Origin of the sequence: Rhodoligotrophos sp. CJ14 (genome assembly GCF_038811545.1) — a bacterium.
In the GTDB taxonomy this organism is placed as follows: Bacteria; Pseudomonadota; Alphaproteobacteria; order Rhizobiales; family Im1; genus Rhodoligotrophos; species Rhodoligotrophos ferricapiens.
Genome location: NZ_CP133319.1, coordinates 3,120,220 through 3,135,446, shown reverse-complemented (window position 1 = coordinate 3,135,446; position 15,227 = coordinate 3,120,220). Strand labels below are relative to the sequence as shown.

The 15,227-nt window shown below is 60.7% G+C and carries 9 protein-coding genes; 2 read left to right on the top strand and 7 right to left on the bottom strand.

Annotated elements, in window-relative coordinates; genetic code table 11:
• The 5 genes from RCF49_RS14565 to RCF49_RS14545 form a co-directional block, all read right to left on the bottom strand.
• Entirely contained in the window at positions 1-1,014 is a 1,014-nt protein-coding gene (locus tag RCF49_RS14565; protein WP_342640528.1) for an ABC transporter permease, read from the bottom strand.
• An 81-nt stretch (positions 1,015-1,095) separates the two neighbouring features.
• The gene (locus tag RCF49_RS14560) at positions 1,096-2,703 is read right to left on the bottom strand and encodes an ABC transporter substrate-binding protein (protein ID WP_342640527.1); all 1,608 of its coding nucleotides are present in this window, start codon (positions 2,701-2,703) and stop codon (positions 1,096-1,098) included.
• Positions 2,704-2,850: 147 nt separating this feature from the next.
• A complete protein-coding gene (locus tag RCF49_RS14555) occupies positions 2,851-4,110 on the bottom strand; it encodes an NAD(P)/FAD-dependent oxidoreductase (RefSeq protein WP_342640526.1) in 1,260 nt (419 codons plus the stop codon).
• A 19-nt stretch (positions 4,111-4,129) separates the two neighbouring features.
• Positions 4,130-4,480 (bottom strand): RidA family protein, encoded by a 351-nt coding sequence (locus RCF49_RS14550; protein WP_342640525.1) that lies wholly within the window; start codon positions 4,478-4,480, stop codon positions 4,130-4,132.
• A gap of 108 nt (positions 4,481-4,588) precedes the next feature.
• Positions 4,589-5,788 carry a M20 aminoacylase family protein gene (locus tag RCF49_RS14545; RefSeq protein WP_342640524.1) on the bottom strand — a complete coding sequence of 400 codons (1,200 nt, stop codon included), beginning with the start codon at positions 5,786-5,788 and terminating at the stop codon, positions 4,589-4,591.
• A gap of 143 nt (positions 5,789-5,931) precedes the next feature.
• Between RCF49_RS14545 and RCF49_RS14540 the strand changes: the two genes are divergently transcribed.
• Together RCF49_RS14540 and RCF49_RS14535 are read left to right on the top strand one after the other, a co-directional pair.
• Positions 5,932-7,284, top strand: a complete 1,353-nt coding sequence (locus RCF49_RS14540; RefSeq protein ID WP_342640523.1) for a PLP-dependent aminotransferase family protein — start codon at positions 5,932-5,934, stop codon at positions 7,282-7,284.
• Positions 7,285-7,535: 251 nt separating this feature from the next.
• Positions 7,536-8,234, top strand: coding sequence for a sulfotransferase family 2 domain-containing protein (locus tag RCF49_RS14535; RefSeq protein WP_342640522.1), 699 nt, complete (start codon positions 7,536-7,538; stop codon positions 8,232-8,234).
• Positions 8,235-8,278: 44 nt separating this feature from the next.
• Here RCF49_RS14535 and RCF49_RS14530 read toward each other — a convergent pair whose 3' ends face one another.
• Positions 8,279-9,943: an APC family permease gene (locus tag RCF49_RS14530; protein WP_342640521.1), complete on the bottom strand. Its 1,665-nt coding sequence runs from the start codon at positions 9,941-9,943 to the stop codon at positions 8,279-8,281.
• 356 nt (positions 9,944-10,299) lie between these two features.
• Positions 10,300-15,135 carry an NAD-glutamate dehydrogenase gene (locus RCF49_RS14525; RefSeq protein ID WP_342640520.1) on the bottom strand — a complete coding sequence of 1,612 codons (4,836 nt, stop codon included), beginning with the start codon at positions 15,133-15,135 and terminating at the stop codon, positions 10,300-10,302.
• Positions 15,136-15,227: the final 92 nt, after the last annotated feature.

The window sequence follows — 15,227 nt, the reverse complement described above, 5'->3', positions numbered from 1 at the left end:
TCAGCTCAAGCGAATTTTCGGATTGGCCGCGGCATAGGCAATGTCGGTGATCAGGTTGGTGACCAGAAAGGCCAAGCCGCCGACAATGGTGACGCCGATGATCGCGGGATAGTCCAAAGACCGGGCCGCGCTCACTGCGTATGAGCCAACGCCGGGCCAGGAGAAGACCGTCTCGGTCAAAACGGCGCCGGTGAGCAGATAAGCGAAGGAATGTCCCATGACCGTGAGCGTCGGAATCAACGTGTTGCGCAGCGCATGATGGAACAGGACGCGCCGCTCGCCTGCTCCCTTGGCCCGAGCCGTGAGAATATATTCCTGATTGAGGACATCGAGCATGCTCGCCCGCACCAGTCGCGACACAATACCGGTCACGGTCCAGCCTAGAACGAAGGCCGGCAGGATGAGGTGATAGGCGGCATCAAGCGCCACCCGAAATTGGCCGGCCAACAGTGCATCGATCGTGACCATGCCGGTCACGAAAGGGGGCGGTGAAATCCGAGCATCGAGCCGGCCCGGGCCAGGCAGGATACCGAGCTTAACGGAGGTGAGAAACAGCAAGCCGAGGCCGACCCAGAATACCGGCATGGATGAGCCGATCAGCGCAAAAAGGCGGGCGCCGTGATCGATCAGCGTATCGCGGTAATAGGCGGCAAGGACCCCTAGAATGATGCCGCCGGTGCCGCCGATGATCATTGCCCAGATCACCAGTTCCAGCGTGGCGGGAAAGCGCTCGCCGATATCTTCCGTGACCGGTCGCTTGGTCACGAAGGATGTGCCGAGATCGCCGGTGAGCAGATTGCCGATATAGGTGAGATATTGCTCCGGCAGGCTTTTATCCAGCCCCCAGCGTGCCTTGGCAGCAGCGACCACTTCGGGATTGTCCATCTCGCGCTCGCTCACGATCGCCGTGAGCGGATCGCCTCGGGACAGATGGGAAATCAGGAACGCAACCGTCACAATGCCGAGCACCAGGATCGGCATCATCAGAAGGCGGCGGGCAATATAACGCTGCATTCAATCTACCATTCAAGAGCCGGGCAGCCTTCTGGTGGCACGCCGTGTGGCGCCCACCAGAGAGCTCAGCGCGGCCCTAGCTTACTCGGAAAGCTCGCCCACTGGCAGCAAGCAACATACCGAGCCGCGGACCCCCTTCAAACCAGCGCGATGGACCAGCAGATTGTCCGGGTTGATCAGAGGGATGATGATGCGATCCTTGGTCATTTCGCCGGCGAGCTGGTGATAAAGCTCGTCGCGCTTTTCACCGGTCGCCGCCAGAGCCTGCTTGTAGATCTCCGCTTCCTTCGGGTTGATGATGGACGGATCCCGCTCGGCATGTGCCCGCTTGGCCCAAACCGTGTCGGGCATCATGGCGAAGAAGTTGACCATGTTGGACGGGCCGAAGAAGCCAGGGATGGCATAGGACACGGTCATGGGAATGCCATCACCGGTGATCCGCTCGCGGAACACGGGGAAGGTCACCGGCTGCAACTCGACCTCGACGCCGATATCCGCGAGATTCTGCTGGATCAGCTGCATGGCCAGGGTGAGGTCCACACCATAGGCGTTCATGGCCGGGAAGGCGGCCACAATCTTGAAGCCGTCGGGAACGCCCGCTTCGGCAAGCAGCGCCTTGGCCTTCTCCACATCCCGCTTGGGCTCCGGCAGCGGCAGATCATTGAAGAAAGCGCTGTGGAGGGGCGATGGCTGCAACTTGCCCGCGCCATTACCGGCAAACTCGATCATCTTCTCATAGTCAATAGCAAGGGCGATCGCCTCGCGCACTTTGGGCGCGAGCGGCGTCGCGAGGCCCTTCGCGCCGGGGCTCAGGGCCAAATAGATCGTGGCGAGCGAGGGCGCCTGCGTGACGGTGATCTTGGGATCATCAATGGTCTTCACCGTCTGCATGTCAATCTGCATGGCGAGATCAGCATCGCCATTCTGCAGCATCTGCATCTGGCTGACCGCGTCCTTGGACTGCTTCAGGACGAGCCCGGCATAGAAGGGCTGCTTGCCCCAGAAATTCTCATTGCGCTTCAGCCGAACCTCGCTGTTCGGCTTGTAGCTCTCGAGGACATAAGGACCGCTGCCGGCGGACTGCGTCAGCAGCCATTTCTCCGCCTGGTCGGCGGTGTTGGCATCTGCCGCGTCCGTGCCGCCATGCTCCTTCACCACGTCACTGTTCAGAATGACGGTATAGGCATCGGCAGCCTTGGCCAGGATGTCCGAATCCGGCGCGGCCAGTTTGACGACCACAGTGTGGGTATCCGGCGTTTCGATCGCGGTGACACCGGTCATGCGCAGGGCAGCGCTGCCCTTCAGGTTCTTGAGCCGCTCCCAGGACCATTTCACGTCCTTCGCCTCGACCGGGCTCCCATCGGAGAATTTCGCATTCGGGTCGAGATGGAAGGTGTATTCGGTCAGGGTGTCGTTGAATTCCCAGGATTTCGCAAGCTCGGGAATGAATGACTTGTTGTCGGGCGAGAGATTCACCAGCCGCTGGTAGGTGGCCCCGATATAGAGCTGGCAGGTGTCACAAAAGGCGCGGCCCGGATCGAGCGAGTTGAGATCCATGTCGCGCGCGATGACCAGCGTCTTATCGGACGGGCTCTGCGCCGCCGCTGGGCCCACCCCCCATGCCGGCATTGCAAAAAGTGCGGCGGCCACAAGGAACGACCGCGCTGCACGGAACGGAGCGGAAACCATCCAATCCTCCTTGCCGGGCTGGTCCCGGCCGATCTGGCTTTCATGATGGAAGCGCACGCCCCTGCGTTCGCGCAGACAGGTCGCCTCCCCCCTCTTATGAAGGATATATCATATCGGTTGGAAGTTTCTGTCAATCGCTGAAGCGGTTCAGAAGCGCTCGATACGGAATGGTTCGAGCTGCGTGGACGGGGACCGGCCCGCAATCAGGTCTGCGATAATGCTACCGGTGGGCGCCGATCCGAGCAATCCCATATGGCCATGGCCGAAGGCGCAATAGAGATTACCAAAACGCTGGGTGCGGCCGATCACGGGCAAGCTGTCCGGCAGGCAGGGGCGATGGCCCATCCATTCCTGGTGAGTCGAGGTGTCGAGCCCGCTGATGAGCTGCTTGCCCAATGCGAGGAATTGCCGGGCGCGGCGATAGTCGGGCAGCGCATCGAGACCGGCAAATTCGACAGTGCCGCCAATCCTGAGGCCGCTCGTCATGGGCGTGATGGCGACTTTCTTATCGATCACCAGGCACATTGAGCCAAGCTGAATCCCGGGATTGGCAATGGTCACGTGATAGCCACGATGGCTTTCCAGCGGCACGTGATAGCCCAATGACGAGGCCAGGCGCTTCGACCACATGCCGAGCGCAAGGACCACGGCACCCGCATCGATCACGCCGCGATCGGTTTCGACCCCGGTCAGCATACCGCCGGATGTCCGAAAGCCATTCGCTTCGGCTTGAATGAACTGCGCGCCCTCGCTGACGGCTTTCGCGGCCAAGCCTTTCGCCAGGCCAAAGGGATCGCGGCAGTATCCATTGCCGGGAATCCGAAGGCCGACCTCGAATACCGGGGCAAGGCCCGGCTCCATCTCGCGAATTTCCGCGGGACCGATCTCATCGAAGGGCTGGCCGGTCGATGCCCAGATGCGACGGGAAAATGTGCTCTGATCGTAATAGGCGCGCGAGGTCCAGAGATAGAGCTGGCCCGGGATCTTGAAGAGATGCTCGAGGCCGGCCCAGCGCGCGAGCTCCAGATGGCACTCCGCTGAGCGGCGGTTCAGATCATTCAGCGCCTTAGCGTTATGCAGCACCCGCTCCGGCTCGGATTGACGCCAGAAGCGCCAGAGCCAGGGAAGAACCTGGGGCAGATAAGCGGGGCGGACATGGAGCGGGCCATCCGGATCGAGGAGCCAGCGGGGCACATCCCGCAGCATGCCGGGAAGGGCGATGGGTGTTGCCGCAAGGTTCTGAATGCCGCCGAGATTGCCGAAGGAGGTCATCTCGCCGGGCCCGCGCCGATCGGTCAACACGACGGGCAAGCCTTCGCGGACCAAATAGGCCGCGCAGCACACACCAACAATTCCCGCCCCGATCACGACAACCGGGCGTTCCGGGCTGATGCCCCCCTGGCTCATCGAGCCGCCCCTCCGGTGCTTATTTCGCGGCGACCGCGGTGACTTCGATCAGCACATTCGGCCCGAGATCTGCCACACCGATCGTCGCACGGGCCGGCAGGTTCTCAGGGGAAAGCCACTCTGCCCAGGCCTCGTTCATCTTGGGCCGCAGGCTCAAGTCCGTCACGAAAATCGTGGCCGAGAGCAACTTGTCCTTGGATGTGCCGTGTTCGGCGAGAACCGCATCAATCTTTTCGGTGATCTGTTTCGTCTGACCCTTCATATCGGCCGTGAGATCGGTGGCGATGAGCCCGCCGACGTAAACCACGCCCTGATGCTCGACCGCCTTATGGCCTATGGCCATCCGGCCCGTGCGCTTGATGTCTTCCATAGCAATCCTTCCCCGCTTTGACGCGTTACCCGTTGGTTATATGTTATATCATATGGCCGAGTAAATACGCCCCCCGCAGATCCAAGGCCGCGAGGGGAGATGCTGAGCTCAGCCCGGCGTGAGCCGCAATGGGGCCAGGGTTTCCACCAGAGCTGCCCAATAGGATGCACCGAGGGTCAACACCTCGTCATTGAAGTCATATTTAGACGTATGCAGCATGGGCGTACCCGGTCCCTTGCCTTGGCCCAACCAAATGTAGTTGCCGGGAACCTGCAGGAGCATCTCGCCGAAATCCTCAGCACCCATGGATGGCGGTATGTCGGTGCGAACAGCCTCGCCTCCCACCAGATCAGCGGCAACCGCTCTCGCCCATTCCGTCTGCTGCGGGCTGTTGATCGTGGCCGACATCTGCCTGATAAAACTGACCGTGGCGGTGGTGCCGTGGGCCTCAGCAATCCCAGTCACGATCTCGCGGATCCGGCGCTCGAGGAAGTCGCGGGTCTCGGGCCGGAACGAGCGTGCCGTACCGCCGAACCGAGCTTCCGCCGGGATGATATTGTGCGTTGTGCCGCTATGGATCTGAGTGATGCTCACCACGGCGCTGTCGAGGGGATCGACATTGCGGCTGACCACGGATTGCAGCGCGCTTACCATATCCACCGCTGCCAGCAGGGGGTCGATCGAAAGATGCGGCATGGCGCCATGCGCGCCGCGGCCCGTCACAGTCACGTCAAATCGGTCAGCTGCGGCCATTGCCGGTCCTGCCCTTACGGCGAAAGTGCCGGCGGGCAGCTGCGGCCAATTGTGCAGGCCGTAGACGCCATCGCAGGGAAAGCGCTCGAACAGCCCGTCATCCAGCATGCGCTGGGCACCGCCGAGACCTTCTTCCGCCGGCTGAAAGATGAAATGGACAGTGCCGCGGAAATTGCGATGGCTGGCCAGGTATTTGGCCGCGCCCAACAGCATCGTCGTGTGGCCGTCATGGCCGCAAGCGTGCATCTTGCCGGGAACCTGGGAGCGATATGAAAACTCGTTCTCCTCCTCGATCGGAAGGGCGTCCATATCGGCGCGAAGGCCAATTCTCGGGCCGCTATTGTCGCCGGCTCCACCGCGCCCGTGCAATACGCCAACCACGCCGGTGCCACCAATGCGTTCCACCACCTCGTCGAGGCCGAACGCCCTGAGCTGCCGTGCAACGAACGCGCTGGTTCGCTCTTCCTCGAAGCCCAGCTCGGGATGGGTATGCAGGTCGCGGCGCCAGGCCCGCATTTCCGCTTCAAAATCAGCAATTTCAGGCTTTATCGGCATTGGAACGCTCACCTCTCAAATCGGTGCCAGCATTCCGCCATTTTTCGCCGGCGTCAAAGGGGAAGTCGGGCTGGTGCCCCACTCGGGTGGTGGGGCCACCCGGTTTGGTGATACAATTCGCCAACTGTTCACCGGAGATGGGCGTGGCTGATCACGACACAATTCAACTCTCGCTGCCCGACGGAAAAGGTCCGCTTCATGAAAGACTTGCCGACGCGGTCCAGCACCTGATCGCTTCAGGCCGGTATTGCCGCGGCGACCGGCTTCCCACCCATCGCGAGATCGCCCGGGGCGCCAATGTGGCGATCGGGACGGTGACCAAGGCGATCGATCTTCTTGAAAGGCGCGGCGTGCTGCGCGGTGAAACCGGTCGCGGCACTTTCGTCAATCTGCCGGTGACGCCTGACGATGAACCGGTCGATCTCAGCTTCAATGCCCCCCTACCCGTCATCGATGAAGCCACGTTCCGTTCGGCCAGCAGCATTGCGGCGGGGCGCTTGGGTGGTGTTCCCAATGGCGGTTATCCCGAGCCAGGCGGCGGCCGCTCTCAACGGGACGGTCTCGCGGCGTGGCTGGCAGCAACGAGGCTCACTGCCGATCCCGACGACATGCTGATCAGCATTGGCGGGCAGCATGCCATTCATCTGGCCATGGCGGACCTGAGCAGCATCACCAAGATGATCGCAACCGAGGCTGCGACATTCTCCGGGGCGATCGCCGCTGCCAGAAATCTCGGTCTTTCACTCTGTGCAGTTGACCATGATGATCAGGGCATGATCCCGGCCGAGCTCGAGAGCATGCTCAAGGAGACCAACTGCAAGGCCATCTATCTCACGCCGGTTTGTCAAAATCCGTTCGGCTTCGAGATGGGAGCGGACAGGCGGCAAGACGTTCTCGATATCTGCAGGCGATATGATGCCTATATCATCGAGGACGATATCTACAGCATCTATGCACAGTCGAAGAGCAAGACCTTCCACGAAATGGATGCTGAACGGGTTTACTATCTGAACGGCCTTTCAAAATCTCTCACGCCATTGATTCGTGTGGGCGTGCTGATCCCGCCGCGCGAGCGTCGGTCGGCGATTGCAGCGCGCATCCGCGCGGAGACATGGGGCAGCTCGCCTTTGGATGTCGAGATCGCCCGCGCGCTCATCGAGGCCGGGGTTCACTTGAAGGCCAGAGACATTCTTCGCTCGGAAGCGGAATATCGGATTGGGCTCGCCAGCAAGGTGCTTGGCTTGAAGGTCCTGCCGATGCCCGAGGGATCGCCACATATATGGCTTCCGATGGCCACGGCCGCAGCGGAAAAATTGGCGCGGCGCGCGCTAGAGCGCGGGGTTCGCGTCACGCCTCCCGATGCAGTCGCGGTCGGCGGGGACAAATCCGGAGGCGTCAGGCTCTGCCTGATGGCCCCCGCGCAGAGATCGAGCCTGGAGCGCGCCCTTCGGGTGCTGGCCGATCTGAGCCGAAACCCGTCAACCGAAGTCGTGTGAGCCACTCTGACGGCGAAAAGACTCCGCTCGGCCTGTGCGGATCAGCAGGCGGCGCACGCCGGTATAGGGCACCGCCCGAGAGCACTCAGACTGACTGACTGCGACTGCCTCCCGCCATCACTCATCGTGAATGGTGGCCTCCATCGCAATCTTTTGCACGTGTGCGGAGTTTTATGCCTCGACTTGCAATTCTGTTGCGATTAAAAGTTAAAAATGTGTCATTTTCCTGCCATCACTCGGATGGCCGCGCCGTGATTCTGTCACACAAACATCGGTTCATATTCCTCAAGACACGGAAGACCGCCAGCACCAGCATCGAGCTGGTTCTGTTTCCTCATTGCGGGGACGATGACATCATCACACCGCTCACGCCGACGGAACTCACCCGGCGCGTCGGGCATCGTGCACGCAATCATCTTCGGCCAATCTTGGCCCTGGATCCGCGTCCTCTCATCCATGAGTTCTACCCCATAGAGGGATGGAAATGGGTGGACTTCCACGACCACATCCGGGCTGAGGACATCCGGGAATATGTCGGGGAGAAAATCTGGCGCAGCTATTACAAGTTCAGCTTCGACCGGAATATCTATGATCGCCAGGTGTCCTGGTACCATTACCGGACGAAGACACCGAAGAGCGCGCGCCGCTGGCCGGACTTTCCGACCTTCCTTCACCGATCGCACCGGGCCAAGGTCGACAATTATCAGATCTATACGATCGACGGGAAGGTGGCGGTCGACTTCATCGGCAATTATGAGACGCTCGCGACTGACCTGAAAACGGTCATGCGCACTCTGGGATTGCCCCAGCCTGCGCAGATGCCCTTCGCCAAGCGAGGTGTGCGACCCGAGAGCTCGCGAGCCTATCGCTCCTACTACAACAACCGCACACGCGCCCTTGTTGAGAGCTGGTATCCGGGTGAGCTCTCGCTCTTCGGACACGAGTTCTGATCTCGGTCGCGCGTGCCGTAATCGCCCCATGGGGCCCGCCCGGATCAGGACACAATGTGCGGGTCCGTGGCTGCGGACTCGCCTACAACCATCTTCATCTCCTCACGCATCCGGGTCTCCGGCAGAGTATTGGCCAAGGCCAGAACCAGTACCAGAAGGCTCAGCAGGCTGACCAAGACCACACCGGTCATGAACGAGACCATGCCACTGCCACCGAGATCAACCGGTCCAATCGCACTGATCAGCCACATGCCCCCGAAATAGGGCAACAGCCACAGAGCGTGCTGCCAATCGAGATCCTCCGACCGGTCATCGGTGATGAAGAAGAAATAGACGAGATAGGCGAGAAAGAACACGCCCAGCAGCATGAACAGGAAGTTCACGGTCTCGAAGCCGGCCCAGAAGATGATGAAGTTTGAGGATATGAACGCCAGTGGCGCGATGATCCAGGCGCCCCACAGAGCAAAGGCTCGCGGAGCCTCAGGCATCGACATGCGCAGCCGGAGCAGCAGGATCGGCCCGATTCCGTAAGACAGTACGGTGATCGACGAAATATAGCCGACGAGCTTGTGCCATGACGGGAACGGAAAGAAGAACAGGGCTCCCAGGCCGAAGGTCATCAGAAGCGCCAGCCAGGGTACGCCGAACCGATTGACACGACTCAGGGCCCTTGGAAGGTCGCCCGTCTCACCCGTCGCCATGAGAATCCGGGAAGCGGTAGTCGTATAGATGAAGCCACACGCTGCAGGGGAGACGATTGCATCTGAATATAGGATCACCGCCCACCATGTGGCTCCGACCGCCAGGGTCAGGGCCGCAAATGGGCCGGTCAGATGGTCGAAATGCAGTGCCGCCCAGCCTTGCTCCTTGACCATGGTGGGATCAAGCGCGGCGATGAACGCAAACTGCAGGGCGACATAGAGAACCGTGCCGATCACGACGGTACCAATCACGGCGACGGGCAAATATCGGCCAGGATTCTTCGTCTCACCCGCAAGATCGATGGCCTGTCTGAAGCCGAACAGGCTGAAGAAGATCCCAGCCGTCGAAACAGCGGTGAACACGCCATCCCAGGTTGCGGCCGGATGGACCACGGTAAAATTCTCGGGATGATATGAGGCGCTCAAGAGCACAATGATGGTGCCAATTGGCACTGCCAATTTCCACCATGTCGCCGTGCTGTTCATGTTGAGCACATGCCTGATCGCAAGGAAATTGAGGCCGACCATGAGTGCGAGGAGAACGATGGCGGCAACAATGCCTTTGGGCGTCAATGTGGTTGTGACCGGGTCGATGAGCCCCGGAAGGTAGGCTTCCGAGTAGCTCAGTATGGCGATGGCCTCTACAGGGGCGATGGTGATGTAGGCGAGAATGAGGATCCATCCCCAAATGCGGCCGACGAGCCTGCCGTGGCTCAAATGGCTCATATGCACCAGCGCACCGCTTCGCGGAAACATCGTTGCCAGTTCAGCATAGACGAGCGCCAACATCAGAACAGCGACGCCACCAATGATCCACGCGGCAATGCTCAGCGGACCAGCTTGTTGTGCGGCACTGAGAGGCCCAAACAGCCAGCCAAAGCCTATCATTCCACCCACTCCGGCATAGAGCAGCCCAATGACGCCGGCCTCCCGCTTCAATTTCTGGGTCTGGCCTTGAACTCTGCGGGAAAAAGCAGCGTCGTTGAGAACACCGGGATCTGAAACCATTCACGTACCCTCCAGAGGACGACGTTCCGGGGCAACATTTCCGAGGATCCGCGGGGGTTCTCCGGGATGCAGCCGAGCCGTATGTCCGGCCGTCCACAAACGGCCACGCCGTGACCTAACTTGTATAGCGGCAACACACAACAATAAGTTACACACATTCGGTTACTACACGCTATAGGTGTATACGAGTCGCACACAGAATCATTCATGGGAGCTCATCCACGAATGGACCCGAGACTTCGAGCATTTTCGGGCGAATAGGATAGCGGTCGCGTGAGATACCAGGCCAAGCAAAGGCTTTGAGCGGTTTCGCCTGTGAAAGAGAAGCGAAACCGCTCGAGCTCTATGCGATCAGCTTACGACTGGGCTGCGGATCGGGTGTCCTGCAGCAGGCTGGCCAGCACCGCCAATCGCGCGACCGTCAGATCTCCTGCCGATAATGTTTCGAGGATACTGGCGATCGCAGGTTCGATCGTCTCCGCATTGGCCTTTTCCCAATCCTCCCAACCGTCGGCGCCGTGTTTCTGCAGGATATCCGCAACGAGGTCCCGATGGGTCGCGAAGATAGAGTCTATGGTCCTGTTCACCGCCAGCCGGTCATAATAATCGCTGACGTGAATGGTCGAGGCGCTGCGCAACAGATCGTCGATATGAAGGCCATGGCCGACGGTGAAGAAAATCTCCGTGGCATCCGTCACAGCCACATCGGCGCGCGTGGCGACCGCGACGATGTCCGCGCCCCGATAGAGATAGCGCGCGCAGCACAGCTTGCGCGCTGTCTCCTCTGGAACACCCGCCTCAATCAGGCGGCCGATATAAGCATCCCAGTCGTTCCGCGTTGCTTGCGGCAATGCGGCCGGAAGCGCCGCTGCGATCGCCGCAAGCCCGGCTCTATAGTGCGAAACGAGCGCCTCCAGGCGGCCGTGCGCCGTTTCATTGCGCAGGAACCACATGGTTTGCAGCCTCATCAGCTGCTGGAGCTCGTGATAGAGTTCCGTTTGGAGGCTGGTCTCGATCTTATTATCCAGGTTGTCGATGAGCTCGTTGAGCTCGATGAAGCCGAAGCTGTCGCGTGCGGCCGCATAAGCCGTAACGATCGCCTCCACTGACGCACCGGTCTCATCGCGCAGGCGCGAGACGAAAGCCGGTCCCCCGCGGTTGATTATGCTATTGGCCAGCATCGTCGAGATGATCTCCCGACGGAGCCTATGGCCATTCACCTCCGGCTCGATCTTCTCGCAAAGCTGTGACGGGAAATACCGGTGCAGTTCCCGCGCAAGATAGGGATCATCCGGGATGTTGCTGTCGAGGATCTGATCGAACAGCACGATCTTGGCATAGGCCATCAATACCGCAAGTTCCGGACGGGTGAGCCCCTGGGACTGGGCTTGTCGGGCACGTAGAGCGCGATCATCCGGGAGATATTCCAAGGCGCGGTCGAGAAGCCCTTGCCGCTCCAGGGTCCGCATCATGCGGATGTGGAAGCTGAGCTCCTCGACGTTGCGGCTCTGGGCCAATGTCAGGCAGAGCGTCTGCAAATAGTTGTTGCGCAAGACGTGTTGGGCGACGTCGTCAGTCATCGCGGCGAGAAGCTGGTTGCGCGAGGGACGATCGATCTTGCCCCGCACCTCCGCCGCCCCGAGCGCGATCTTGATATTCACCTCGTAGTCGGATGAGTTCACGCCGGCCGAATTGTCCACCGCGTCGGTGTTGATCCGCCCGCCATTCAACGCGAACTCGATCCGTCCGCGCTGTGTGACGCCGAGATTGGCGCCCTCGCCGATGACCTTTGCGGAGAGCTCCGATGCCGCGACCCTCAAACTGTCATTTGCACGATCACCGACCTCGACATCATTCTCGTCGCTCGCCCGGACATAGGTTCCGATCCCGCCGAACCAGATCAGGTCGACCTTCGCCTTGAGCAGAGCCTTAATGAGCTCCGCCGGGGAGACTTGTGTCGCTTCAAGACCCGTCAATGCGCGGATCTCCTCGCTCAGCGGCACAACCTTTGCCTGGCGGCTGAACACGCCGCCTCCCTTAGAGATGAGCTCCTTCGAATAGTCCTGCCAGGACGAGCGAGGCAAAGCAAACAGCCGCGCCCGCTCGGCCCAGCTCGTCTCCGGATCAGGGTCGGGATCGATGAAGATATCCCGGTGATCGAATGCCGCAAGAAGCTTGGTCGTTTTCGACAAAAGCATCCCGTTGCCGAAGACGTCGCCCGACATGTCGCCCACGCCAATCGCCGTGAATGGCTGGTTCTGGATATCGATATCCATTTCCCGGAAATGACGCTTCACCGCCTCCCAGGCACCACGCGCGGTGATCCCCATCTTCTTGTGGTCATAGCCCGCAGAGCCCCCCGAAGCGAAGGCATCGCCGAGCCAGAAGCCGCGCTCCTCGGACAGACCGTTGGCAATGTCCGAGAAGGTGGCCGTGCCCTTGTCCGCGGCAACCACGAGATAGGGGTCCGTGTCGTCATGGCGCACGGTGTCTGCGGGATGAACGAGGCCTTGCGCGGTGAGATTATCGGTGAGATCGAGCAGGCTCGAGATCAGCAGCTTATAGCAGCGTATCCCTTCCGCCTGGATCTGCTCGCGGCTTGCATCACTGGGCATGCGCTTGCAGACAAAGCCGCCCTTGGCGCCAACCGGCACAATAACGGCGTTCTTGACATTCTGCGCCTTGAGAAGCCCCAAAATCTCGGTGCGGAAATCGGTAGGTCGGTCAGACCAGCGGATGCCGCCGCGGGAGATCCGGCCGCCGCGCAGGTGGACGCCTTCCATATCAGGAGCATAGACGAAAATTTCGGCGAAAGGCCTGGGTTCGGGCAGCCCGGTCACCAGCTTCGAGTTGATCTTGAAGCTGATGGTGTGCCGCGGATTGCCGGCCACATCGCGCTGGAAGAAATTGGTGCGGGTAATGGCCTGGATGAGATTGCTGAATCCCCGGATGATCCGGTCCTCATCCAGGCTCGGCACCGCGGCGAGCGCATCGTCGATTTCCTTCAGCAACGTCTGGGCTTCCGGCTGGTTCGGGTGGCCCTCGCCGGTCGGCGCGTGGAAGGCCGGGTCGAAGCGCACATAAAACAGCCGCACGAGCCGTTCCGCGATATCGGCATATTTGTTGAGTGTCGCTGCCATATACCCATCGGCGAAGGTTGCACCTGCCTGCCAGAGATACTTGCCCATGGCCCGCAGAAGCGCGGCATCCCGCCAGGCCAGTCCCTTCCGCACGATGAGGCCGTTATAGGCATCATTCTCGGCTTCAACGTCCCAGACCGCGAGAAATCCCTCGATGATCTTGTCACGGAGGGCATTGAGGTCGACCGGCGCATTGTCGGTGGTCTGCAGCTTGACCTCATGCAGCACCACCATATCGCCTGCCGCACGCTCGATCCGATAGGTACGCTCATTGATCGAGCGGAAGCCCATATTGGACAGGATCGGCAGCCGGTCGCTCAAGGGAATGGGCTCGCCCAGATGGTAAAGCTTCAGGCGAACCGTATGGCTCTCGTCCCGATCCTCGCGGTATAGGCTAAGGGCGATATCGCCGGCATCGCGCAACTCCTCGATGCGCAGAATATCGTCCACCGCCCGCGCCGGTGGATAGGCATCACGATAGCCCGCTGAGAAGCGGTGCCGGTAGTTTTCGAGAAGCTTACGGGCAAGATCGGGCTCGACGCGGCCGTTGAGGGCATCCGCAAAACGATCATCCCAGGTCCGCACGATCTCGGAGGCCGCCGCCTCGAGTTCCCCGACATTCACATCCGGGATCTCGCCCTCGCGCCGGCCAATGATGAAGTAGACGCGGACCAGTGCGGAATCGGTGAAATACGGATAAAAGGCCGAGACATGCCCGTGATAGGCTTTGGCCAGCAGCTCACCGATCCGAATGCGCACATCCGTGCTGAAGCGGTCGCGCGGAACGAAGACGAGAGCTGCGATGAAGCGGTTGAACTTGTCCTTTCGCACGAAGAGACGCGTTCGCGGCCGCTCCTCCAGCTGCAGAATACCAGTCGAAATATCCTCGAGCGTGTCCACATCGGCTTGGAAGAGCTCATCCCGTGGGAAGGTCTCAAGAATATGCAGCAGCGCCTTGCCGCTGTGGCTGTCCTCATCAAAGCCCGAATGGGCGAACACCTGAGCCACTTTGCGGCGGATGATCGGAACCGACCGAGCGCTTCCGGTATATGCCGCCGATGTAAACAGGCCGACGATCCGAAGCTCGCCGGCCAGCTCGCCAAGGGTCGTGAACAGCTTCACGCCGACATAATCGAGATAGATGCGGCGGTGGACGGTCGAGCGAACATTGGCCTTGGTGATGATGAGCGGGTCGGGCTCGGAGAGCCACTGCATCACCTCCGGGGTCACATGGACCAGCTCTTCGCCCTTGCGCAGGACCCGCGCATCCGGGGCGCGGAGCAGGCCAAGACCGGGCGTGTCCGCAGGTTCGAGCTGCCCTGCGCTATCGCCATTCTTAAAATGGAATTCCTTGAGGCCAAGGAAAGTGAAATGGCCATCGAGCAGCCATTGCAGGAATTGGATGGATTCAGAGAGATCTTCGAGGGGAATCGGCGGCGGGTTCGTTTGATAATCCTCGATGAGATCCGCCACGCGATCACGCATGCGCTCCCAGTCGAGCACCACCGTCCGCGTGTCGGCAAAGGCGCGCTTGAGCTCGGCGCTGAGCGCGTCCATCGCCTCCGGGCTGCTCAGCCGCGACACATGGAAATGAATGAGGCTTTCGCGCGGCATGCGCATGGGCGCGGTGCCGCTTTCTGAGAAATTGGTCAGGCTGCCGGACCGCGTGCGCTCGACCGCCAGGATAGGATGCAGCACGAGCTCGATGGCAATGCCGCGCTCATTCAGCACGCCGAGGGCGGAATCGAGCAGGAAAGGCATGTCGTCATTCGCGATCTCGATGACGGTGACATCCTTCAGGCGGCTCGTTCCAACGCATTCGGGATTATAGATGTCGATCTTGCAGCGGCCTGGGGTCCGCTCCGATAGAAAGGCCAATGCCCTACGGGCAATGGCTTGAAGATCCTCGGGACTATAGAGCGCCAGATCCTCTGGCACTGCATGGCCGAAGAGAATTTCGGCGAATGCACGCTCCCTTGGCCCGGCCTCGCTCTGGGAGAGCGAGGGTACGGCCGCATCGATGATCCGGCGGAGCTTCTCTTGGGCGTGCATTTTACTCCTCCTTGGCGGAGCTAGGTCAAACGGGTCTTAGGTAATGGTGAAGAATGACAGCGCGGGGACAGTGCTCGTCCAGCTGCCCCCAC

Excerpts from the sequence above, each read along its gene's own strand:
- RCF49_RS14565 (WP_342640528.1), bottom strand. The coding sequence starts at position 1,014 with ATGCAGCGTTATATTGCCCGCCGCCTTCTGATGATGCCGATCCTGGTG.
- RCF49_RS14560 (WP_342640527.1), bottom strand. The coding sequence starts at position 2,703 with ATGGTTTCCGCTCCGTTCCGTGCAGCGCGGTCGTTCCTTGTGGCCGCC.
- RCF49_RS14555 (WP_342640526.1), bottom strand. The coding sequence starts at position 4,110 with ATGAGCCAGGGGGGCATCAGCCCGGAACGCCCGGTTGTCGTGATCGGG.
- RCF49_RS14550 (WP_342640525.1), bottom strand. The coding sequence starts at position 4,480 with ATGGAAGACATCAAGCGCACGGGCCGGATGGCCATAGGCCATAAGGCG.
- RCF49_RS14545 (WP_342640524.1), bottom strand. The coding sequence starts at position 5,788 with ATGCCGATAAAGCCTGAAATTGCTGATTTTGAAGCGGAAATGCGGGCC.
- RCF49_RS14530 (WP_342640521.1), bottom strand. The coding sequence starts at position 9,943 with ATGGTTTCAGATCCCGGTGTTCTCAACGACGCTGCTTTTTCCCGCAGA.
- RCF49_RS14525 (WP_342640520.1), bottom strand. The coding sequence starts at position 15,135 with ATGCACGCCCAAGAGAAGCTCCGCCGGATCATCGATGCGGCCGTACCC.